Source organism: Streptomyces sp. V4I2, assembly GCF_030817655.1.
Taxonomy (GTDB): Bacteria; Actinomycetota; Actinomycetes; order Streptomycetales; family Streptomycetaceae; genus Streptomyces; species Streptomyces plumbiresistens.
This window is the reverse complement of record NZ_JAUSZM010000003.1, coordinates 2,270,887-2,291,777: the sequence shown is the minus strand read 5'-3', so window position 1 is coordinate 2,291,777 and position 20,891 is coordinate 2,270,887. Positions and strand designations below refer to the sequence as shown.

19 protein-coding genes and 3 pseudogenes are annotated in these 20,891 nt (G+C 69.0%); 14 read left to right on the top strand and 8 right to left on the bottom strand.

All coding sequences use genetic code 11. The features are described from left to right. Positions 1–32: 32 nt before the first annotated feature. Entirely contained in the window at positions 33–704 is a 672-nt protein-coding gene (locus tag QFZ76_RS11475) for a response regulator transcription factor (RefSeq protein ID WP_124443643.1), read from the bottom strand. Between the two features lie 14 nt (positions 705–718). Further along, positions 719–1,717, bottom strand: coding sequence for a RecB family exonuclease (locus tag QFZ76_RS11470; protein ID WP_307673611.1), 999 nt, complete (start codon positions 1,715–1,717; stop codon positions 719–721). 173 nt (positions 1,718–1,890) lie between these two features. Here QFZ76_RS11470 and QFZ76_RS11465 point away from each other — a divergent pair, with 173 nt between their 5' ends. The 3 genes from QFZ76_RS11465 to QFZ76_RS11455 all read left to right on the top strand — a co-directional run bounded on the left by QFZ76_RS11465 (position 1,891) and on the right by QFZ76_RS11455 (position 5,436). After that, positions 1,891–3,597 (top strand): site-2 protease family protein, encoded by a 1,707-nt coding sequence (locus QFZ76_RS11465; protein ID WP_307673610.1) that lies wholly within the window; start codon positions 1,891–1,893, stop codon positions 3,595–3,597. A gap of 38 nt (positions 3,598–3,635) precedes the next feature. After that, complete coding sequence (locus tag QFZ76_RS11460; protein ID WP_266442558.1) at positions 3,636–4,538, top strand: tRNA (adenine-N1)-methyltransferase; 903 nt, start codon at positions 3,636–3,638, stop codon at positions 4,536–4,538. Positions 4,539–4,857: 319 nt separating this feature from the next. After that, positions 4,858–5,436, top strand: a complete 579-nt coding sequence (locus QFZ76_RS11455) for a hypothetical protein (protein ID WP_307673609.1) — start codon at positions 4,858–4,860, stop codon at positions 5,434–5,436. Positions 5,437–5,494: 58 nt separating this feature from the next. Here QFZ76_RS11455 and QFZ76_RS11450 read toward each other — a convergent pair whose 3' ends face one another. Next, positions 5,495–5,800: a ferredoxin gene (locus QFZ76_RS11450; RefSeq protein WP_307673608.1), complete on the bottom strand. Its 306-nt coding sequence runs from the start codon at positions 5,798–5,800 to the stop codon at positions 5,495–5,497. A 244-nt stretch (positions 5,801–6,044) separates the two neighbouring features. Here QFZ76_RS11450 and arc point away from each other — a divergent pair, with 244 nt between their 5' ends. From arc to QFZ76_RS11420, 6 genes are all read left to right on the top strand, one after another. Then, the gene (gene arc / locus QFZ76_RS11445; RefSeq protein WP_266442570.1) at positions 6,045–7,811 is read left to right on the top strand and encodes a proteasome ATPase; all 1,767 of its coding nucleotides are present in this window, start codon (positions 6,045–6,047) and stop codon (positions 7,809–7,811) included. 233 nt (positions 7,812–8,044) lie between these two features. Next, positions 8,045–9,556: a depupylase/deamidase Dop gene (gene dop, locus QFZ76_RS11440; protein ID WP_373464284.1), complete on the top strand. Its 1,512-nt coding sequence runs from the start codon at positions 8,045–8,047 to the stop codon at positions 9,554–9,556. Between the two features lie 155 nt (positions 9,557–9,711). After that, complete coding sequence (locus QFZ76_RS11435; protein WP_030038375.1) at positions 9,712–9,927, top strand: ubiquitin-like protein Pup; 216 nt, start codon at positions 9,712–9,714, stop codon at positions 9,925–9,927. A 149-nt stretch (positions 9,928–10,076) separates the two neighbouring features. After that, positions 10,077–10,922 (top strand): proteasome subunit beta, encoded by an 846-nt coding sequence (gene prcB, locus QFZ76_RS11430; RefSeq protein ID WP_307673607.1) that lies wholly within the window; start codon positions 10,077–10,079, stop codon positions 10,920–10,922. Positions 10,923–10,993: 71 nt separating this feature from the next. Next, positions 10,994–11,740 carry a proteasome subunit alpha gene (gene prcA, locus QFZ76_RS11425; RefSeq protein ID WP_266442580.1) on the top strand — a complete coding sequence of 249 codons (747 nt, stop codon included), beginning with the start codon at positions 10,994–10,996 and terminating at the stop codon, positions 11,738–11,740. A gap of 171 nt (positions 11,741–11,911) precedes the next feature. After that, entirely contained in the window at positions 11,912–13,039 is a 1,128-nt protein-coding gene (locus QFZ76_RS11420; RefSeq protein WP_373464494.1) for an IS30 family transposase, read from the top strand. Between the two features lie 54 nt (positions 13,040–13,093). Here QFZ76_RS11420 and QFZ76_RS11415 read toward each other — a convergent pair whose 3' ends face one another. Then, positions 13,094–14,110, bottom strand: coding sequence for a LacI family DNA-binding transcriptional regulator (locus QFZ76_RS11415; protein ID WP_307673606.1), 1,017 nt, complete (start codon positions 14,108–14,110; stop codon positions 13,094–13,096). 126 nt (positions 14,111–14,236) lie between these two features. On the opposite strand from QFZ76_RS11415, the pseudogene QFZ76_RS11410 reads away from it, so the two are divergent. Then, positions 14,237–14,588: pseudogene (locus QFZ76_RS11410) on the top strand (MFS transporter); the annotation flags it as partial. A gap of 111 nt (positions 14,589–14,699) precedes the next feature. Here the strand turns inward: QFZ76_RS11410 and QFZ76_RS11405 are convergent. Beyond that, positions 14,700–14,912, bottom strand: a complete 213-nt coding sequence (locus QFZ76_RS11405; RefSeq protein ID WP_307680384.1) for a hypothetical protein — start codon at positions 14,910–14,912, stop codon at positions 14,700–14,702. Between QFZ76_RS11405 and QFZ76_RS11400 the strand changes: the two are divergent. Beyond that, positions 14,838–15,071, top strand: a pseudogene (locus QFZ76_RS11400) (TetR/AcrR family transcriptional regulator); the annotation flags it as partial. The gene QFZ76_RS11405 and the pseudogene QFZ76_RS11400 sit on opposite strands and share 75 nt — an antisense overlap. An 84-nt stretch (positions 15,072–15,155) precedes the next feature. Here QFZ76_RS11400 and QFZ76_RS11395 read toward each other — a convergent pair. The 3 genes from QFZ76_RS11395 to QFZ76_RS11385 form a co-directional block, all read right to left on the bottom strand. Continuing rightward, positions 15,156–15,392, bottom strand: coding sequence for a hypothetical protein (locus QFZ76_RS11395; protein ID WP_307680383.1), 237 nt, complete (start codon positions 15,390–15,392; stop codon positions 15,156–15,158). Beyond that, positions 15,371–15,940, bottom strand: a complete 570-nt coding sequence (locus QFZ76_RS11390; RefSeq protein ID WP_307673605.1) for an MBL fold metallo-hydrolase — start codon at positions 15,938–15,940, stop codon at positions 15,371–15,373. The genes QFZ76_RS11395 and QFZ76_RS11390 overlap by 22 nt, the downstream gene beginning before the upstream one ends. Before the next feature lie 150 nt (positions 15,941–16,090). After that, on the bottom strand, positions 16,091–17,296 hold the full coding sequence (locus QFZ76_RS11385) for an MFS transporter (protein ID WP_307673604.1): 1,206 nt from the start codon (positions 17,294–17,296) through the stop codon (positions 16,091–16,093). A gap of 274 nt (positions 17,297–17,570) precedes the next feature. Between QFZ76_RS11385 and QFZ76_RS11380 the strand changes: the two are divergent. From QFZ76_RS11380 to QFZ76_RS11370, 3 genes and pseudogenes are all read left to right on the top strand, one after another. Further along, a pseudogene (locus QFZ76_RS11380) lies at positions 17,571–18,368 on the top strand (MFS transporter); the annotation flags it as partial. Between the two features lie 9 nt (positions 18,369–18,377). Beyond that, complete coding sequence (gene pafA / locus QFZ76_RS11375) at positions 18,378–19,739, top strand: Pup--protein ligase (RefSeq protein WP_121404192.1); 1,362 nt, start codon at positions 18,378–18,380, stop codon at positions 19,737–19,739. 129 nt (positions 19,740–19,868) lie between these two features. Then, the gene (locus QFZ76_RS11370) at positions 19,869–20,870 is read left to right on the top strand and encodes an FKBP-type peptidyl-prolyl cis-trans isomerase (protein WP_307673603.1); all 1,002 of its coding nucleotides are present in this window, start codon (positions 19,869–19,871) and stop codon (positions 20,868–20,870) included. The last annotated feature ends 21 nt before the right edge of the window (positions 20,871–20,891 follow it).

The window sequence follows — 20,891 nt, the reverse complement described above, 5'->3', positions numbered from 1 at the left end:
TGCGGGGAGCGCCCTCGGCGTCGTACGACTGCTTACTGCGCGCCGGGGCGCACCAGCCCGCTCTCGTACGCGTACACCGCCGCCTGCACGCGGTCGCGCAGCCCCAGCTTGGTCAGGACGTGACCGACGTGCGTCTTGACCGTGGTCTCGCTGACGAAGAGGTCGGCGGCGATCTCCGCGTTGGACAGCCCGCGCGCCACCAGCTTCAGCACCTCCACCTCGCGCTCGGTGAGGGTGTGCAGCGTGTCCGGCACCGGTTCCTCGCCGGACGGCAGATGCGTGGCGTACTTGTCGAGGAGCCGGCGCGTGATGCTCGGCGCGAGCATCGCCTCGCCCGCGGCCACCACCCGGATCGCCTGGACCAACTCGTTGGCCGGGGCGTCCTTGAGCAGGAACCCGCTGGCTCCCGCGCGCAGCGCCTCCACCACATACTCGTCGAGATCGAACGTGGTCAGCACGAGCACCTTGGCCGGTCCGTCCCGACCGGGCCCGGTGATCTGCCGGGTCGCCTCCACACCGTCCATCCGCGGCATGCGGATGTCCATCAGAACCACATCGGGCTGCAGTGCCCGCACCTGGTCGAGAGCCTGGAGGCCGTCTCCGGCCTCGCCGACGACCGCTAGATCCTGCTCGGCCTCCAGAATCATCCGGAAGCCGGTGCGCAGCAGCGGCTGGTCGTCGACCAGTAGGACGCGGATGGCCACGTAAGTCTCCTTCGCTAGTCCGGCCCCATTCTGCCCTGCGCAGGGTCTGCGGACTCCGGCGCCCTCACCGGCAACGGATAGGGCGGGGGAGTGCCGCCGAACTCCGGGCAGTGGGCCTGGTGGTCGCACCAGCCGCACAGCTTGGTGGGGCGTGGCCGCCAGTCGCCCGATTCCGTGGCCTCCCGGATCGCCTCCCACAGCGCGTGCAGCTTGCGCTCGACGCGCTCCAGGTCGGCGAGGACCGGGTCGTACGTCAGCACGTCACCGCTGCCGAGGTAGACGAGCTGGAGCCGGCGTGGGATCACGTTCTTCAGGCGCCACACCACCAGGGCGTAGAACTTCATCTGGAAGAGGGCGCCCTCGGCGTACTCCGGTCGGGGCGCCTTGCCCGTCTTGTAGTCGACGATCCGCACCTCACCGGTGGGCGCCACGTCGACCCGGTCGATGATCCCGCGCAGCTTCAGCCCGGAGTCCAGTCGGGCCTCGATGAACAGTTCGCGCTCGGCGGGTTCGAGCCGGGTCGGGTCCTCCAGCGTGAACCAGCGCTCCACCAGCCGCTCCGCCTCGCCGAGCCAGCGCGCCAGCCGCTCGCCGTCCGGATCGTCGGCGAACAGCTCGACGACCTCGGGCCGGGTCTCCCTGAGCCGGTCCCACTGGCCCGGGATGAGCGACTTGGCACGGGGAGCGGTCCGCTCCGCCGCCGGGGCGTCGAACAGCCGCTCCAGGACCGCGTGCACCAGCGTGCCCCGGGTCGCCGCCTCGCTCGGCTTCTCGGGCAGCCGGTCGATCACCCGGAACCGGTACAGCAGCGGGCACTGCATGAAGTCACCGGCACGGGAGGGGGACAGGGAGGCCGGCGCCACGGCCGTGGACGCGGCTATGGCCGTCGTGGCCGTGGTGGCCACGGTGTCCACTGCCGCTGTCGCCGCCGTCGGCTCGGCCGTGACCGGCTGCTCCACCTCTGCGGTGTCGCCGCCGGTGGCCTCCATGACGCCCTCGGTGCTCATCTCCATGACCACAGACCATACGGCCCGCCACTGACAGTGACCCAGTCACGGTCGTGGCCCTGCGCCGACGGAGGAAACACAGGGGGTGCCGGGGCGAACGCGTCGCGACGGACGCATACCATCGACCCGAGACCCTCCCGTCCGGCAGGCGCGGGAGACGCTTCGAACGAGGGGACACCGTGGACGAGAGCGGCGGTAGCGGGCAGCCGCGGCCCGGCAACGACGAATCGGCCGAGCACCACGCAGCACCTGCGACCCCGGCCCCCGACCCCGCACACCCCGACGAGGCCACCCCGACCGACGAACCGACCATGGTCGTACGCCAGTTGGATCTTCCCGCCGACGACAGCACCGGGGACGACGCCACGGGCGACGCAGGCACGGTGCGCGAAGGCACGGCGCGCGAGGGGAACGAGCCCGCGGAGCACGGCACCGAAGCCAAGGGCTCCGAAGGCAAGGGCACCGAATCCAAGGGCACCGAAACCCACGGCTCAGAAACCCACGGCTCAGAAACGCACGGCTCCGCAGAGCAGGGGCAGAACCCGCAGGCCAGCCCCGATCATGACCACCAGCCCACCCCCGCCTCCCCACCTGCCCCGGCCTCCACACCACCTGCCCCGGTCTCCCCACCCGCCCCCGACGACCACCCCCACACCGACACCTCCGCCGGCGACCGCACCCTCGCGCGTTCCGGTCTCGCCAAGGGCCGTCCGCCCAAGCGCCCGCGGGAACCGGGACCCGGCGGCGGGCTGCTGATGGGGCGTCCGTTCGGGGTGCCGGTGTACGTGGCGCCCAGCTGGTTCCTCGTCGCCGCCCTGATCACCTGGGTGTTCGGCGGCCAGCTCGACCGCGTGCTGCCGGAACTCGGCGCCGCCCGCTACCTGGTCTCCCTCTTCTTCGCGGTCGCCTTCTACGCCTCCGTCCTCGTCCACGAACTGGCCCACACGGTCGCGGCCCTGCGCTTCAAGTTGCCCGTCCGCCGCATCCAGCTCCAGTTCTTCGGGGGAGTCTCCGAGATCGAGAAGGAGGCCGAGACCCCGGGCCGGGAGTTCTGGCTGGCCTTCGTCGGTCCGCTCCTCTCCCTGGTTCTGTCCGGCCTCTTCTACCTCGCGCTGCAGCCCGTCGAGCCCGGCACGGTCCCCGGCGTCCTGCTGGCCGGCCTGATGATCTCCAACCTGATCGTGGCCGCCTTCAACCTCCTGCCCGGCCTGCCCCTCGACGGTGGCCGGATGCTCCGCGCGGTCGTCTGGAAGATCACCGGCAGGCCGATGACCGGCACCATCGCCGCCGCCTGGGTCGGCCGGGCCCTCGCCGTCTCCGTCCTGATCGGCCTGCCGCTGCTCACCCAGTCCGGGGCGCTCGGCTCCAACGCCGAGGACAACGTCGGCATGGACACGGTCATGGACGCCCTGCTGGCCGCGATCCTCGCCGCGATCATCTGGACCGGCGCCGGCAACAGCCTGCGCATGGCGCGCCTGCGCGAGCACCTGCCCGAGCTGCGCGCCCGCAACCTCACCCGCCGCGCCGTCCCGGTCGAGACGGACACCCCGCTCTCCGAGGCCCTGCGCCGCGCCAACGCCGCCGGCGCCCGCGCCCTGGTCGTCGTCGACGCCGACGGCCAGCCCCTCTCCCTGGTCCGCGAGGCCGCCATCGTGGGCGTACCGGAACACCGCCGCCCCTGGGTCGCCGTCAGCGGCCTCGCCCAGGACCTCACCGACGGCATGCGCGTCTCCGCGGAGCTGGCCGGCGAGGACCTCCTGGACGCCCTGCGCGCCGCCCCCGCCACCGAATACCTGGTCGTCGAGGAGACCGGCGAGATCTACGGCGTGCTGTCCGCGGCGGACGTGGAGCGGGCCTTCGTGAAGGCCATGGCCCGCCCCTCGTAGTGGTCGGCACCCCTCACAAACGCCGGTAGGCTGTTCACATGTCCGAACCGACCGGTGCCGCCCGCAGGCGCGGGCCCTTCAAGGTCGGGGACCAGGTTCAGCTGACCGACCCCAAGGGCCGCCACTACACGTTCACGCTCGAGGCCGGGAAGAACTTCCACACCCACAAGGGTTCCTTCCCGCACGACGAACTGATCGGTGCTCCCGAGGGCAGCGTTGTCCGCACCACCGGGAACGTCGCCTACCTCGCTCTGCGCCCCCTGCTCCCCGACTACGTCCTGTCCATGCCCCGTGGGGCAGCCGTCGTCTACCCGAAGGACGCGGGACAGATCCTCGCCTTCGCCGACATCTTTCCCGGCGCACGCGTCGTCGAGGCCGGCGTCGGCTCCGGCTCGCTCAGCAGCTTCCTGCTGCGCGCCATCGGCGACCAGGGCATGCTGCACTCCTACGAGCGCCGCGAGGACTTCGCCGAGATCGCCCAGCAGAACGTGGAGCGCTACTTCGGCGGCCCGCACCCCGCCTGGCAGCTCACCGTCGGCGACCTCCAGGACAACCTGAGCGACCCCGACGTGGACCGCGTCATCCTCGACATGCTCGCCCCCTGGGAGTGCCTGGAGGCCGTCTCCAAGGCGCTCGTGCCCGGCGGCATCCTGTGCTGCTACGTGGCGACCACCACCCAGCTCGCCCGGACCGTCGAGTCCATCCGCGAGATCGGCTGCTTCAACGAGCCGACCTCCTGGGAGTCGATGATCCGCAACTGGCACGTCGAGGGTCTGGCCGTCCGCCCGGACCACCGGATGATCGGCCACACCGGCTTCCTGCTCACCGCCCGCCGCCTCGCCGACGGCGTCGAGCCGCCCATGCGCCGCCGTCGCCCCGCCAAGGGCGCCTACGGCGAGGACTACACCGGTCCCAACGCCGACGCGGGCGCCGGCCGCTAGAGCCTGCCCCAGGCGGCCTCGTGCCGCGACAACGTACAAGCGCCGTGGCCCAGTTCCCCCGGACACCAGGGAACTGGGCCACGGCGCACCCACGTTGACACGGCGCCAGAATCCGTAGCACCGGCAGCCCTGTCCACACCCCTGGAACCGGCAGCCCCCGTACAACCGCCGAGCCGGCAGTCCCGTCCACGCAGAACCCGCAACCCCAGCCACAGAGCCGGGACGTCTGAACTCCCACCCCGCCGTTCCCTCGCTCTGTGACGTATGGCACCATGCAGGCCACCCCCACCGGCACAGCCCTCCACGGGAGACCTTCCTAGTGCAGCAATCCGCCGTCCCGGAACTGGCACACGCTCACACCCGCCCGATCCACTGGGTCGCCACCGCGACGGCGGTCGCCGGTGTCATGGCCCTCTCCTCGGTCCTGCAACCCAACCCGGCCACGGCCGCCCAGGCGGCCGGCACTCAGGCCAAAGGCGCCCCGGCCGTCACCGCGCCCCCTGATCCCGCGGGCGTCGACTTCCCGATCGAGTGCGGCCGGGTCAGGGAACTCGTGCAGAAGAAGGCTTCCGGAGACCTTGACGGCGACGGCAGTCCGGAGACGGTCGTCGTGGTGCACTGCGACGCGCCGATGGGAACTCCGCCCGACGGCGTGTACGTCCTCACCCGGGCCGCGGAGACCGGCAAGCCGCGGGTCGTCGCCACTCTGATCGATCCCAAGGACCGCCTCACCGTGACCGACTTCGCCCTCCGGGACGGAGCCGTCCTCGCGACACTCCTCGGCTACTCGTCCGCTGACGTGCCCAGTTGCTGTCCCGACGTGAAGGACAGCGCGAAGTGGCGGTGGAAGAACGACGCGTTCGTCCGCTCGACACCCGCCGGAACACAGACAGTCTGAGCCGCGCAACGTGAGTGTGTGAGAAATCCGACAGTGGTAACGCCGCGTAGCGGCAAGATCACTCGGCGTCCGGGCCGTAGATCTCGACCCTGTCCGAAACCCGACGGACGTGGATGCAGTCGCCCGGGCATTCCTTCGCGGAGTCCACGACATCCGTGAGAAGCGGCAGCGGTACGGGCGTTGTGGCGCCCTTGGCCTGGAGCAGCTCGTCGTCGGAGCCCTTCACATAGGCCAGGCCGTCGATGTCCAGCTCGAACACCTCTGGCGCGTACTGGGCGCAGATGCCGTCGCCGGTACAGAGATCCTGGTCGATCCAGACCTCCAGATGCTCGCCACCGGCCCCTGCCTCCTGCTGCACGCTCATGTCTCCTGCCGTTTCTACGTCGAGCCGAACGGGAATCCGGCCAGCTCTGACGGGTGTTGAACACTTCGACCCTACCTCCGGCAGCTTTCCAATCATGTTCGGTGGGTATTCACCTGGCGTGAGGGAGAGCGCAAGGGTGAAGATCGGACACACCCCGACAGTCTTTGTGATCTAGGGGTTTCAATCGACACCCACCCAGGTAGGGTCTGGAAGCGTCCAGCTCCCCTTGGAGGAGGTGAGGACCGTGGCAGCCCACGACGACGACATGAACCGCGGCATCCGCCCGGGACGAGGGTCCGAAGACCCCGCCGGGCAGGTTGCCTACCTTGAGCAGGAGATCGCCGTCCTGCGACGCAAGCTCGCCGACTCTCCGCGACACACGAGGATTCTCGAAGAGCGGATCGTCGAGCTGCAGACCAATCTGGCCGGCGTGTCCGCCCAGAACGAGCGACTCGCCAACACGCTCCGTGAGGCCCGCGACCAGATCGTGGCCCTCAAGGAGGAGGTCGACCGGCTCGCACAGCCGCCGGCCGGCTTCGGTGTCTTCCTCGTAGCGAATGAGGACGGCACGGCGGACATCTTCACCGGCGGCCGCAAGCTGCGGGTGAACGTCAGCCCGAGCGTGGAACTCGAGGAGCTCCGGCGCGGCCAGGAAGTGATGCTCAACGAGGCTCTCAACGTGGTCGAGGCCATGGAGTACGAGAGCGTCGGCGACATCGTCACCCTCAAGGAGATCCTCGAGGACGGCGAGCGCGCCCTCGTGGTGGGGCACACCGACGAGGAACGGGTGGTACGGCTCGCCGAGCCGCTGCTGGACGTGGTCATCCGCCCCGGCGACGCCCTGCTGCTCGAACCGCGTTCCGGATATGTCTACGAGGTCGTTCCCAAGAGCGAGGTCGAGGAACTCGTCCTAGAAGAGGTCCCGGACATCGGCTATGAGCAGATCGGTGGTCTCGGCGGCCAGATCGAGGCCATCCGCGACGCGGTCGAGCTCCCGTACCTCTATCCTGATCTGTTTAAGGAGCACGAACTGCGGCCGCCCAAGGGCGTCCTGCTGTACGGCCCTCCTGGATGTGGCAAGACGCTCATCGCCAAGGCCGTCGCCAACTCGCTGGCCAAGAAGGTCGCCGAGGTGACCGGACAGGCCACGGGCAAGAGCTTCTTCCTCAACATCAAGGGTCCCGAGCTCCTGAACAAGTACGTCGGCGAGACCGAGCGGCAGATCCGCCTGGTCTTCCAGCGTGCTCGTGAGAAGGCCAGCGAGGGCACTCCCGTCATCGTCTTCTTCGACGAGATGGAGTCCCTCTTCCGCACCCGTGGCTCCGGTGTCAGCTCGGACGTGGAGAACACCATCGTCCCGCAGCTGCTCGCCGAGATCGACGGCGTGGAGGGCCTGCAGAACGTGGTCGTGATCGGTGCCTCCAACCGTGAGGACATGATCGACCCCGCCATCCTGCGGCCCGGCCGGCTGGACGTGAAGATCAAGATCGAGCGTCCGGACGCCGAGGCGGCCAAGGACATCTTCGGCAAGTACCTCACCGAGCGTCTGCCGCTGCACTCCGACGACGTCGGCGAGCACAGCGGCAGCAAGGCCTCCACGGTCCAGAGCATGATCCAGACGGCCGTGGAACACATGTACGCCGAATCCGAGGAAAACCGCTTCCTGGAAGTCACCTACGCCAACGGCGACAAGGAAGTCCTCTACTTCAAGGACTTCAATTCCGGCGCCATGATCGAGAACATCGTGGGCCGCGCCAAGAAGATGGCGATCAAGGACTTCCTGGAGCACAACCAGAAGGGCCTGAGGGTTTCCCACCTCCTGCAGGCCTGCGTGGACGAGTTCAAGGAGAACGAGGACCTGCCCAACACCACCAACCCGGACGACTGGGCCCGCATCTCCGGCAAGAAGGGCGAGCGGATCGTCTACATCCGTACGCTCATCACCGGAAAGCAGGGTGCGGACACCGGACGCTCCATCGACACGGTGGCGAACACCGGTCAGTACCTGTAAAAGACAGGGCGGCTGCGGGTGCCCCTCACCGGGTACCCGCAGCCGACTGTTTTTCGGGCGAGCTGGAGCAAGGCAATGACGCAAATGATCTCCCCACCAGCGCAGAGGCGTTCTAGGCTCTTCGGTACCGCCGAGTCGCGCAGTGCGGGGACGGGCACCGCACACGCACCGGAGCGCCAGCGGTACTTGAGCGGCGCCCCCGACCGAGGGCGCCGCCGGGCAAGGAGGGCCGCATGACCGTACGGCGAGTAATGGGCATCGAGACGGAGTACGGGATCTCCGTCCCCGGTCACCCCAACGCCAATGCCATGCTCACCTCGTCCCAGATCGTCAACGCCTACGCGGCGGCGATGCACCGGGCCAGGCGAGCCCGCTGGGACTTCGAGGAGGAGAATCCGCTGCGGGACGCGCGAGGCTTCGACCTCGCCCGCGAGGCCGCCGACTCCAGCCAGCTCACCGACGAGGACATCGGCCTGGCGAACGTGATCCTCACCAACGGCGCGCGGCTCTACGTCGACCACGCGCACCCCGAATACAGCTCTCCCGAGGTCACCAATCCCTGGGACGCCGTCCTGTGGGACAAGGCCGGCGAGCGGATCATGGCCGAGGCCGCCGAGCGTGCCGCCCAGCTCCCGGGCGCGCAGCCGATCCACCTCTACAAGAACAACACCGACAACAAGGGCGCGTCCTACGGCACGCACGAGAACTACCTGATGAAGCGGGAGACCCCCTTCTCGGACATCGTGCGCCACCTGACGCCGTTCTTCGTCTCCCGCCAGGTCGTCACCGGCGCCGGCCGCGTCGGCATCGGCCAGGACGGGCACGAGCACGGCTTCCAGCTCAGCCAGCGCGCCGACTACTTCGAGGTCGAGGTGGGCCTGGAGACCACCCTCAAGCGCCCGATCATCAACACCCGGGACGAGCCGCACGCCGACGCCGAGAAGTACCGCCGCCTGCACGTGATCATCGGCGACGCGAACCTCTCGGAGATCTCGACCTACCTGAAGCTGGGTACGACGGCGCTCGTCCTGTCCATGATCGAGGACGGCTTCATCGCCGTCGACCTGGCGGTGGACCAGCCCGTACGCACCCTTCACCAGGTCTCCCACGACCCGTCGCTCAAGCGTCTGGTCACGCTCCGCAGCGGCCGGACACTCACCGCGGTCCAGTTGCAGATGGAGTACTTCGAGCTGTCGCGCAAGTACGTGGAGGAGCGGTACGGCGCGGACGCCGACGACCAGACCAAGGACGTCCTGGCCCGTTGGGAGGACACCCTCAACCGGCTGGAGAACGACCCCATGAGCCTGGCCGGCGAGCTGGACTGGGTCGCCAAGCGGGAGCTCATGGAGGGCTACCGGCGCCGCGACGACCTCGACTGGGACGCCGCCCGGCTGCACCTGGTCGACCTGCAGTACGCCGACGTGCGCCCCGAGAAGGGCCTCTACAACCGTCTGGCGGCCCGCGGACGCATCAAGCGGCTGCTGAACGACGACGAGGTCGAGCGGGCCCGTACGAAGCCGCCGGAGGACACGCGTGCGTACTTCCGCGGCCGCTGCCTGGAGCAGTACGCCGACGACGTCGCCGCGGCCTCCTGGGACTCCGTGATCTTCGACCTGCCGGGTCGGGATTCGCTCCAGCGCGTTCCAACCCTGGAACCGCTTCGCGGAACGCGAAATCACGTAAAGGAGCTCCTGGACCGTTGCCGGACGGCAGAAGACCTGGTCAGGGTACTGTCGGGCAACTGAGGGGTACCCGGGGCCGACTCGGCCCCACAGGGTGGAATCCCCGCCGTCAGGGAATCATCGAGGTGGTCCCCGGACGTTGAGGAAACTGCGGGGCCGATGTCGGACCCTGCTTGTAGGGTCTGATCAAGAACGTCGAACCGAGCGGGGTGAGGGTTATGGCGACCAAGGACACCGGCGGCGGACAGCAGAAGGCGACGCGCAACACCGAGGAGGTCGAGGAGGCGCCCGAGGCGCAGGCATCCGAAGACCTCAAGGAGCGCCAGGAGAAGTTGAGCGACGACGTCGACTCGGTACTGGACGAGATCGACGACGTCCTCGAGGAGAACGCCGAGGACTTCGTGCGTTCCTTCGTGCAAAAGGGCGGTCAGTAACGCCAGTTGTCCGTCCCGGAGTCGGCCCGCATACAGCAGGTCGTCGCCGGGACGGATGACCGGCGTGGGCACGGGTATGGTCCGTGCACAGATTTGATGATCGGCTCGGCCGTCCCCGGCGGGCCGCCGCCTTACGTGGAAGGAATCGCGTGGAAGCCAACCCTCGTAGCACCGGGCGTCTGCCGGCTGCCTTCCTGACGCCTGGGTCGTCCTCCTTCATGGACTTCCTGTCCGAACACCAGCCGGAGATCCTCCCGGGCAACCGGCAGCTCCCGCCCACCCAGGGCGTGATCGAGGCGCCGCACGGCACCACGATCGTGGCCGTGACGTTCCCCGGCGGTGTCGTGCTGGCCGGTGACCGGCGCGCCACGATGGGCAATGTCATCGCACAGCGCGACATCGAGAAGGTCTTCCCGGCCGACGAGTACTCGGCCGTCGGCATCGCCGGCACCGCCGGTCTCGCGGTCGAGATGGTCAAGCTCTTCCAGCTGGAGCTGGAGCACTTCGAGAAGGTCGAGGGTGCGCAGCTCTCCCTGGAGGGCAAGGCGAACCGCCTGTCGACCATGATCCGTTCCAACCTCAGCATGGCCATGCAGGGCCTGGCCGTGGTCCCGCTCTTCGCCGGGTTCGACGTGGACCGCGGCAAGGGCCGCATCTTCTCCTACGACGTCACCGGCGGCCGCTCCGAGGAGCACAACTTCGCCGCCACCGGCTCCGGGTCGGTCTTCGCCCGCGGTGCCATGAAGAAGTTCTTCCATGACGGCCTGACCGAGGCCGAGGCCACGATGCTCGTGGTGCAGGCCCTCTACGACGCGGCAGACGACGACTCGGCGACCGGCGGTCCCGATGTCGCGCGCCGGATCTACCCCATCGTCACCGTGATCACCGAGGACGGCTTCCGCCGGCTCGACGAGGACGAGTCCTCCGAGATCGCCCGCTCGATCCTGGAGCGGCGCCTGGAGCAGCCCGACGGCCCGCGCGCCGCGCTGCTCTAGCCGACGGGCCGGTTCTTACCAAGGTGATCCAGGGACTTCGACGGAACTCAGAAGAGAGGGACGGATAACCGGTGTCGACGCCGTTCTATGTCTCACCCCAGCAGGCCATGGCCGACCGGGCGGAGTACGCCCGCAAGGGCATCGCCCGTGGCCGCAGCCTGGTCGTGCTGCAGTACGCCGACGGCATCGTCTTCGTCGGCGAGAACCCGTCCCGCGCGCTGCACAAGTTCAGCGAGATCTACGACCGGATCGGCTTCGCGGCCGCCGGCAAGTACAACGAGTACGAGAACCTCCGCATCGGCGGCGTCCGGTACGCCGACCTGCGGGGCTACACCTACGACCGTGACGACGTGACGGCCCGCGGCCTGGCCAACGTCTACGCACAGACCTTGGGCACGATCTTCTCGTCCGCGGCCGAGAAGCCGTACGAGGTGGAGCTGGTCGTCGCCGAGGTCGGGGAGACGCCCGAGGGCGACCAGATCTACCGGCTGCCGCACGACGGTTCGATCGTGGACGAGCACGGCTCGGTCGCGGTCGGCGGCAACGCCGAGACGATCAGCAGCTACCTGGACCAGCGTCACGAGGACGGCATGTCGCTCGCCGGGGCGCTGAAGCTGGCCGTCCAGGCCCTGTCCCGGGACACCAACGGCAGCGAGCGGGAGATCCCCGCCGAGCGCCTGGAGGTCGCGGTGCTGGACCGTACGCGTCCGCAGAAGCGCAAGTTCAAGCGCATCGTCGGCGGGCAGCTGGGCCGGCTGCTGGAGGCCGGCGGAGCGACCACCGAGGCGGAGAGCGCCGAGGAACCCGACGAGAAGTAGCCCATCCCGCTTCCGATGTGCCCCGGCCGACCCCTTAAGTTCTAGTGGTCGTCGCAACACCCCAGCTCAGGGGATGCGATGGACTTCGAGATTCGTGGGGAACGCCTGGGGCAAGGGCCGAAGAAGCTGTACCGGGAACGGGAGGCATACTTCGAGCTCGTGAACCGGGGCGTGAGCAACACGGAGGCGTGCCGGATCGTCGGAGTGAACCGACGGACCGGGAAACGATGGCGGCATGGCTCCCAGCCGACCGGCCGCAGGAAGTGGGTACCGCCAATCACGGTGGGGCCCACTTCCGGGCCGTCTCGGTACTTGCGAGAGGCAGACCGGATCTACATCGCTGATCGACTGCGGGAGGACGCTTCGATCCGTTCGATCGCCGCCGAGCTCGGCCGCAGCCCCTCCACCGTGAGCCGCGAGATCAGTCGCAACCGGCACCCAGGCAACGGCCAGTACCGCCCGTTCGCAGCCGATGCGCGTGCCCTGGCCCGCCGGCCTCGCCCGAAGCCGGGGAAGATCGGCCAGAAGGTGGAGCTGCGGGACTACATCCAGGAGCGCCTGGGAAGGCGCTGGAGCCCCGAGCAGATAGTCCACCACCTGCGCAAGGACTTCCCCGACCGGCCGGAGATGCACGTGGTCCACGAGACGATCTACCAGGCCCTCTACGTGCAAGGCCGCGGAGAACTTCGCCGTGACCTGGTGAAAGCGCTCCGCACCGGCCGCGCCCGCCGTAAGCCCCGCCGCCAGGCCCAGCAGCGCCAGCCGCGCTACTCGACGCCGATGGTCATGATCAGCGACCGTCCAGCCGAAGCCGTCGACCGTGCGATCCCGGGCCACTGGGAGGGAGACCTGATCATCGGCAAGGACAACGGCTCCGCGATCGGCACCCTGGTCGAACGCAGTACCCGCTACCTGATGCTCGTCCACCTGCCTGAAGGTCGCAGCACGGAACGTGTTCGCGACGCCCTCCTGGACACCGTCAGACACCTGCCACCCCACCTGAAGCGATCCCTGACCTGGGACCAGGGCAGCGAGATGGGCCGTCATCACGAGTTCGCTATGGCGGCCCGGATGCCGGTCTACTTCTGCGACCCCGGCAAGCCCTGGCAGCGCGGCTCTAACGAGAACACCAACGGCTTGCTGCGGCAGTACTTCCCCAAGGCCACCGACCTTGCTGTCCACGGCCGTGAGCGCCTGGACGCCGTGGCTGCCGAGCTGAACAGCCGCCCACGCAAAACGCTCGGCTGGGAGACCCCAGCCGAGCGCCTGCATAAACTGCTCGCCACCACACGTCAGTGATCATGTGTTGCGACGATCCCTAGAATTCGCCCCCTCGGCCGGGGCACAGGCGCTTCAGGAGGCCCTCGGCGGCCCCGTGGATCCCCGCACGATCAGCTCGACGGGAATGTCCCCCGCCTCGGGAGTGCGGCCCTCCAGGACCGCCAGAAGGGCCTGCATGCCGCGCTCGCCGAACAGCTCGGCGTCCAGCCGGACCGTCGTCAGCTCCGGGTCGATGGCCGTGGCCAGAGCGAGGTCGTCGAGTCCGGTGACGGACACGTCGTCGGGGACGCGCAGACCCAGGCGCCGCAGCGCCTTGTAGGCGCCGGCGGCGAGCTTGTCGTCGTCGCAGACCAGCGCCGTCGGTCCCGGGCCCGGGGCGGCGAGCGCGGCCTCGGCGGCGGCCAGGGCGCCCTCGATGGAGATCGGCGCGTGGGCCGTGCGCAGCGAGGTGCCGGGCACCTCGCCGACCCGGACGGCCAGCTCGCGGGCGCGCACCTCGAAGGTCCAGGACGGCACGTCCGCCGCCAGGTGCAGGAAGCGGCGGTGTCCCAGGCCCAGGAGGTGCTCGGCGACCTGCCGCACGCCGTCGGTGATGTCCAGGTTGACCGTGGCCACGCCGAGACTTCCCGACGGGTCGCTGTCCAGCATCACCAACGGCAGCTGGTCTCCGCGGATCGCGGAGAGGGCGTCGGCGGCCATGGAGGAGGCGATGACGCCGTCCAGGGCGGCCTGCGCGGAGGCGAAGGGGTCCCGGGCGGGGCCGACGCCTTCTGGGGAGGGGTACAGGACCACCCCGAAGCCGTGTTCGGCGGCGACCCGCGCCGCGCCCGTGTAGACGCCGGCGAAGAACTCGGTCGTCAGCGCGGGGACCACCAGCAGCACCGTGCGGGTGCGGCCCAGGCGCAGGTTCCGGGCGGCCAGGTTGGGCCGGTAGCCCAGCTCGCGGGCGGCCTCCCGGACGCGTTCGGCGGTGGTCTCCGACACCCGACCGCGCCACTTGTCGCCCAGGACCAGGGAGACCGCGGCCTGGGAGACGCCGGCGGCCTGGGCGACGTCACGGCTCGTGGGGCGGGTGCTGCCTCGTGCCACCGGCTGCCTGCTCCTTCGTCTGGACGCGTGGACAGGGCACATGCTACGTATGACGGAGGGCGTTATACGTAACACTTCAAGTGTGATCGGCAAGCGTCAACCGCGAGGGAAGGACGCGACAGGGCCGTGGGATACCTGGAGATCCTCAGGGCGAGGCACGCCGCCCGGCTGCTCGTCGGCACCTTCGTGGGGAGGCTGCCGAACGCCACCGCCGCGATCGTGATCGTGCTGTTCGTCCGCGCGGAGAGCGGCTCCTACAGCCTGGCCGGGGCACTCGTGGCCGTGTACGGCGTGGCCAACGCGGTGGGCCAGCCGGTGCTGGGGCAGCTCGTGGACCTCCACGGCCAGCCGCGCGTCCAGCTGTCCGCCGCCGTCCTGTCGGCCCTCGCGATGGCCGCCTTCGCCGGCACCGAGCCGCTGCCCCTGGCCTACGCCGTCGTGGCGGCCGCCGGGCTGTTCACACCGCCCCTCGACGCTTCCCTGATGAATGCTTGTGTTCAAGCGATCAGGGACAGGCCAGTTGAACGAGTGGCGTTTGGTTTGGGTGCCGGATCCAGGGCAGTGGGGGTCGCTGCCGCGTGAGGGTGTCCTAGGCGTAGAGAATCTGCCCGAGGCGGTGGCCCGGATCATGATCGGCACGATGGAGGACCTCCTCGCCGCGCACCGCGCAGCCGTCGCCAGTAGCGCCGGACCGGTGTCCCTCCTTCGCCGCGCCACCGATGCGCATGTGCGCTGCCACGCCCGGCACCGGCTCGAGGCCTTCGTCGGAAACCGTGAGATCCGCTCTCTTGTCGAGCCGCACCGAAGCCGGGTGCTGGCCCTGCGCGCGGAGTACGAAGCCGGCTTCCGCGCGATCGTCGAGGAGGGCCTCAAGGAGGGGTGCTTCACCGTCGCCTCCCCCCGGTTGGTCTCCTATGCCGTTCTCGACCTCGGCATGGGGATCGCGGCCTGGTACCGCGAGGACGGCGAACTCACCGAGGACACGATCGTCTGGCAGTACGGCGACTTCGCCCTGCGCCTCGCGGGCGTGAGCCCTGAGAACCAGTCACTTCAGACCGAGTGCTGCCGCGCTGTAGATCACAGTGGTGGGGTTCAGTCGGGTGGGGTGCGACTCGAGCATGTGCTCGATGAACTGCGTAGCGGTCGGCTCTCCTTCGAGAACGCGGTCTGCGTCCTTGATGTAGGCGATCGTGTCGGCGAGTACCCGGGCGTTGTCTGGCGCGTCCGGGCGCTGGTGGGCGGCCACGGCGATGTCCGGCTTCAGGTCCTGGATCTCGGCCAACGTCTGGATCCACGCCGGCCGCTTCTGGTGATCGCTGGTGACGAGCGTGGGGTGGACATCGTTGTACGCGATGTCTCCGACCGCGACGGCGGAGAGGCTGGGACGTACACGTACGAGGAGTCGTCGACGTCGGACCGGCCGGTTGCCACGGCGAGCACCTCGTGACCTTCCAGGTCGAGGCGGTGGTCCGTGAGGGCCTCCGGCACGATGACGGTCGAGTCGATGCGGTCGACGAACAGCTGGCCGTACAGCTTGAGGTCATGTCCGGATTCGGCTTCCGCCTCGATGAGGCGCACCGTCGCCTCGGTGGCTACCACGCGGGCCTGGGGGAACCGGTCGAGCAGCGTCGACGAGCCGAGGAAATGGTCGAAGTGGCCATGGGCGATGTAGATGGTGGTGAGTTCCTTGCCGCTGGCTTCGATCCAGTCCGCCAGCTTCTGTGCGTCCTCCACGGTGGGCACCGTGTCGACGAGAATGGCTTCCCGCTCACCGGCGATGAGGGTCGCCGCCGTCGGTGGCCAGGTCCAGCCACCGTCGGACGGAGCCACAGGCAGTGCTCGTCCGTGGAGCGGCCAAGGATGGCCCTAGTGAGCCGCACGGTTGCCAGCTGCGCTGCGGACGCCGGGTGCCCCCTGTCTCGGCCGTTCCACTTGCAAGATCACGGCATATGCGGCCGTGGCCCCGCGTCACGGTGCACGTCATGCCTTGGAAGCAGCCGACGCCAGGTTGTGCGCCTGCCGGTCCGAATCCAGCCGTGACTGCCCGGCCGTGAGTACGAGAACGCTGACCGTGAGCCCCAGCACGCCACACGCCGCCGCCCAACTCGGACCGCCGTGTTCCAGGACCAGTCCGACGACGGCGGACCCGAGCGCCATGCCCGAGGTCATCAGCGTGACAAGCCAGGCAAATGCCTCCGTGACGGTGCCCGCCGGGGCGAGTTCTCCGACCAGGACGAAGGTGACGGTCAGCACCGGTGCGAGGAACAGCCCGGTCAGTACCATCAGGCCGGACATCGACGGCGGTCCGGGCAGCAGGCACAGGAGTGCATAGCCAGGACTCAGGCAGAGGGTCAGCAGCAGAGCCCGCCGCGCCGGCGGGACCGACCAGCGGCGTACGGCGCCGTAGGCGAGTCCCCCGACGAGGGCGCCGAAGGCATTGAGAGCCAGTAGTGCCGGAGCGCCACCGGGCACGCGGTGTTCCTCCGCGTAGGCCACGACGACGACATTGAGCGTGCCGAGCGCGACGCCCACGCCGGTGAGACTGACCAGCAGAACGACGAGACCCCGGCTGCGCAGCGGGCCGAGCCAGTCGGCCTCACGAGCGGGTGCCCGCCAGGCCCGGGCGGGCTCGGCGGTGCCGACCACCAGCACGCCTGCGAGTCCCAGCACGGCAGCAACCCACAAGCCCGTCACGGGTGAGGCGACGGCGACACAGCCGGCAACGATCAGTGGCCCACCCACGAAGATCAGTTCCTGGGAGGCGGAATCCAGGGCGTAGGCCGACTCCAGTTTCTCGTCCGAGACGATCGTCGGCCACAGTGCCCTCAGGCAGGGTTCCAGCGGCGGCGACGCCGCTCCCGCCAGGACCGCTCCGGCAATTACGGAAGCCGGTCGGTCAGGGGCCGCCGCGATCAGCAGGAACCCGCAGCCCGCCAGCAGGGCTGCGGGCAGCAGCACGAGGGTCTGGCCGATGCGGTCCACCAGACGGCCGAGCAGTGGCCCTCCCGCGGCCGTGGCCAGGGCGAACACCCCGACGACGAGCCCGACGAACCCGTACGGCGCGTCGTCCTCGCGCAGGGCCAGAGGGATCGCCACAGCGGCCATTCCGCTCGGCAGCCGCCCGACAAGGGTGCCTACCAGCAGCCGGGCTACATGAGGACTTCGCAGGAGGCTCGCGTACCTCATGAGACGCCTCCGTCACCGTCGGAAACCGAGGCGTCTCCGGTCAGATGCGCGTGCGGCGCGGCCTGGTTGAGCGTGGTCGTCACTGAATGTCCCTGTCGTATGACCTTGCCTGACGGGTTTGGTTATACGTAACACTTAGTCGGGCGGACCACTTCGGGTCAACCCCGCCATCGAGCAGACCGCACCGCCGCGGAGGGAGGGCGGTGATCCGCTCGGGCCGAACAGGGCTCTCGGGCGCATACGCCTGAACACGAGCACTTGACTGGGAAGGAGGGGCCCCTTGCTCGTGACCCTGTGCACGTCGCTGTGGTCGGCGCAGGCCGCGCTGCTCGTCCTGAACGTCATCGGGGTGCTCGGCGCGCTCTCCGTGTCCGTCTCGCCGCCCTCGCGCGCGTGGCGGTCGGCGCCGCGCGAGGCCCACTGGCTCGGCGCACTGCGCTCGCCCGGACTCCTCGCCCTGCTGGGCGCGCTCTTCTTCGTCGGTATCGCGCTCGGCTCCATCACCGTGGCCTCCGTCACCTATGCCGACGACAACGGCGGCGACGTGGTGTACGGCCGGCTGATGGCGGGCATCGGCCTCGGCGCGCTCATCGGCGGCCTGTCCTACGGGGCGCGGCAGTGGACCGGCGAACCGGTGCGGCGACTGCAGGCCTTGGTGGCCCTTCTGGCGGTGTGTCACCTGCCGCTGATGCTGATACTGGGCGCGGTGGCCATGACGCTGCTCACGGTCCTCGCGGGCGTCTTCCTGGCGCCGGTCATCGCCTGCGCGTTCGTCCTCGTCGACCGGCACGCACCGCGCGGGACGGTCACCGAGGCGTTCTCCTGGTTGGTGACGACGTTCACCGTGGGCACGTCCGTCGGAACGGGCCTCACGGGGCCGGTCGTCGAGGCCGGTGGTGCCCTGTGGGGGTTCGCCGTACCGGGCGCCGCGGGAGCCGTGTCGCTGCTCGTTCTGCTGGCCACGCGGCGGGTCCTCGCAGCTTCCGCCGGGGGCACGGTGGTTGCGGCTTCATCGGAAAATGATCCAAACCGTGCTGTCGAACCCCGTTTCAGCTCGGGGGATCGGGCGTAATGTTCACTCATGGACCGCCGCATTTTCGGGCTGGAGAACGAGTACGGCGTCACGTGTACGTTCAGGGGACAGCGACGCCTGTCTCCCGACGAGGTGGCGCGGTACCTCTTCCGCCGTGTCGTGTCATGGGGCCGCAGCAGCAATGTCTTTCTGCGGAACGGTGCCCGCCTCTATCTCGATGTCGGGTCACATCCGGAATACGCGACACCCGAATGTGACAACGTGACCGAACTGGTCACCCACGACAAAGCAGGCGAGCGCATTCTGGAAGGACTCCTGGTAGACGCCGAACGACGCCTGCACGAGGAAGGAATCGCGGGCGACGTCTACCTCTTCAAGAACAACACCGACTCGGCGGGCAACTCCTACGGTTGTCACGAGAACTATCTGGTGGCCCGGCACGGGGAGTTCTCCCGGCTCGCGGACATCCTGATTCCGTTCCTCGTCACGAGGCAGCTTCTCTGCGGCGCCGGCAAGGTGCTGCAGACCCCGCGGGGCGCGGTGTACTGCGTCAGCCAGCGGGCCGAGCACATCTGGGAGGGCGTCTCCTCGGCGACGACCCGCTCCCGGCCGATCATCAACACCCGCGACGAACCGCACGCCGACGCCGAGCGCTACCGCCGCCTGCACGTGATCGTGGGCGACTCCAACATGTCCGAGACGACCATGCTGCTCAAGGTCGGCGCCACCGACCTGGTACTGCGCATGATCGAGGCGGGCACCGTGATGCGCGACCTGACCCTGGAAAACCCGATCCGGGCGATCCGCGAGGTCAGCCACGACATCACCGGCCGCCGAAAGGTCCGCCTGGCCAGCGGCCGCGAGGCCTCCGCCCTGGAGGTGCAGCGCGAGTACTTCGAGAAGGCCGTGGACTTCTGCGAGCGCCGCGGCATCCGCACCGGCACCGTGGAGCAGGTCCTGGAGCTGTGGGGCCGTACGCTAGACGCGATCGAGGCCGAGGACCTCGACCGGATCGGCACCGAGATCGACTGGGTCATGAAGTACAAGCTCATCGAGCGGTACCGGGCCAAGCACAACATGACCATGTCCCACCCGCGGGTCGCGCAGATAGACCTCGCCTACCACGACATCCACCGCCGTCGTGGCCTGTACTACCTGCTGGAGAAGAAGGGCCAAGCCGCCCGGATCTGCAACGACTTGAAGATCTTCGAAGGCAAGTCGGTGCCGCCGCAGACCACTCGGGCGCGCCTGCGCGGCGACTTCATCCGGCGGGCGCAGGAACAGCGCCGTGACTTCACGGTCGACTGGGTCCACCTCAAGCTCAACGACCAGGCTCAGCGCACAGTGTTGTGCAAGGACCCGTTCCGTTCGGTGGACGACCGGGTCGAGAAGCTGATCGCCGGAATGTGAGCAGGTCCGTTCCGAAGGAACATTCGGAACGCAACACGGGCGCCGTACGTTTCACGTACGGCGCCCTTCTCACGCCGTAGAGTTGCGCGCACGCCATCAACAAGATCGACCGATTACGAGGCCCCCACCGTGCGCCGACGCTCACTTCTCATCGCCGTACCCACAGGACTGGTCGCACTCGCCGGATGTGGTGACGACGAGTCCGGATCGAGCGGGGCGAGCGACAGCGCGTCGCCCTCGCCGTCGGGCTCGGCGTCCGTTCCGGCGCCGAAGATCGTCGACGGTCCCCTTCCGGCGATCACCGCGGGCGCGAAGTTCGGCGAGAAGCCCACCGTCGCCAAGGGCAGCGGCGACCCCTCCAAGGACCTCGCGGTGAAGACGGTCATCGCGGGCAGCGGCACCACCGTGGCCGAGAACGACTACATCCAGGCGAACTACCTCGGGCAGATCTGGGACACGGCGAAGGTCTTCGACAACTCCTACGACCGCAAGACGCCCCTGCTCATCCAGCTCGCCTCCGGCAGCATCATCGACGGCTGGCGGTATGGCCTGACCGGCAAGAAGACCGGCAGCCGCGTCCAGCTCGCGGTCCCGCCGACCTGGGGGTACGGCAAGGAGGGCTACGCGGAGGGCGGCATCAAGGGCACCGACACGCTGGTCTTCGTCGTCGACCTGGTGGAGTCCTTCAACGCCAAGAGCTCCGCCAAGGGCACGGACGTCGCCCAGGACAACGTGGACCTGCCGAAGGTCGGCACCAACACCGACGGCAAGGCGCCCTCCGTCGAGGTCCCCAAGAGCGCCGCGCCGACGAAGCTGGTCGCGAACTACGTCATCGAGGGCGACGGGGACGAGGTTGCCGCCGAGAACACCGTCCTCGTGCAGTACAAGGGCGTCCTGTGGGACACCGGCAAGGAGTTCGACTCGACGTACGGCCGCAAGGCGCTGACGTCGTTCTCGCTCCAGCAGGTCGTCAAAGGCTGGTCGCAGGGCCTGACCGGCAAGAAGGTCGGCAGCCGCGTCCTCATCGTCGTCCCGCCGGATCTGGGCTACGGCGACAGCCCGCCGGCGGGCAGCGGGATCAAGAAGGACTCCACGCTGGTCTTCACGGTCGACATCCTCGCGAAGATGTGACCCCACCGAGATGTAAGACTG

What these genes read in the sequence shown, in the direction of transcription:
- QFZ76_RS11435 (WP_030038375.1), top strand. Translation starts at nt 9,712, where the DNA reads ATGGCGACCAAGGACACCGGCGGCGGACAGCAGAAGGCGACGCGCAAC.
- QFZ76_RS11470 (WP_307673611.1), bottom strand. Translation starts at nt 1,717, where the DNA reads ATGGAGATGAGCACCGAGGGCGTCATGGAGGCCACCGGCGGCGACACC.
- pafA (WP_121404192.1), top strand. Translation starts at nt 18,378, where the DNA reads ATGGACCGCCGCATTTTCGGGCTGGAGAACGAGTACGGCGTCACGTGT.
- QFZ76_RS11450 (WP_307673608.1), bottom strand. Translation starts at nt 5,800, where the DNA reads ATGAGCGTGCAGCAGGAGGCAGGGGCCGGTGGCGAGCATCTGGAGGTC.
- dop (WP_373464284.1), top strand. Translation starts at nt 8,045, where the DNA reads ATGACCGTACGGCGAGTAATGGGCATCGAGACGGAGTACGGGATCTCC.
- QFZ76_RS11460 (WP_266442558.1), top strand. Translation starts at nt 3,636, where the DNA reads ATGTCCGAACCGACCGGTGCCGCCCGCAGGCGCGGGCCCTTCAAGGTC.
- QFZ76_RS11385 (WP_307673604.1), bottom strand. Translation starts at nt 17,296, where the DNA reads ATGAGGTACGCGAGCCTCCTGCGAAGTCCTCATGTAGCCCGGCTGCTG.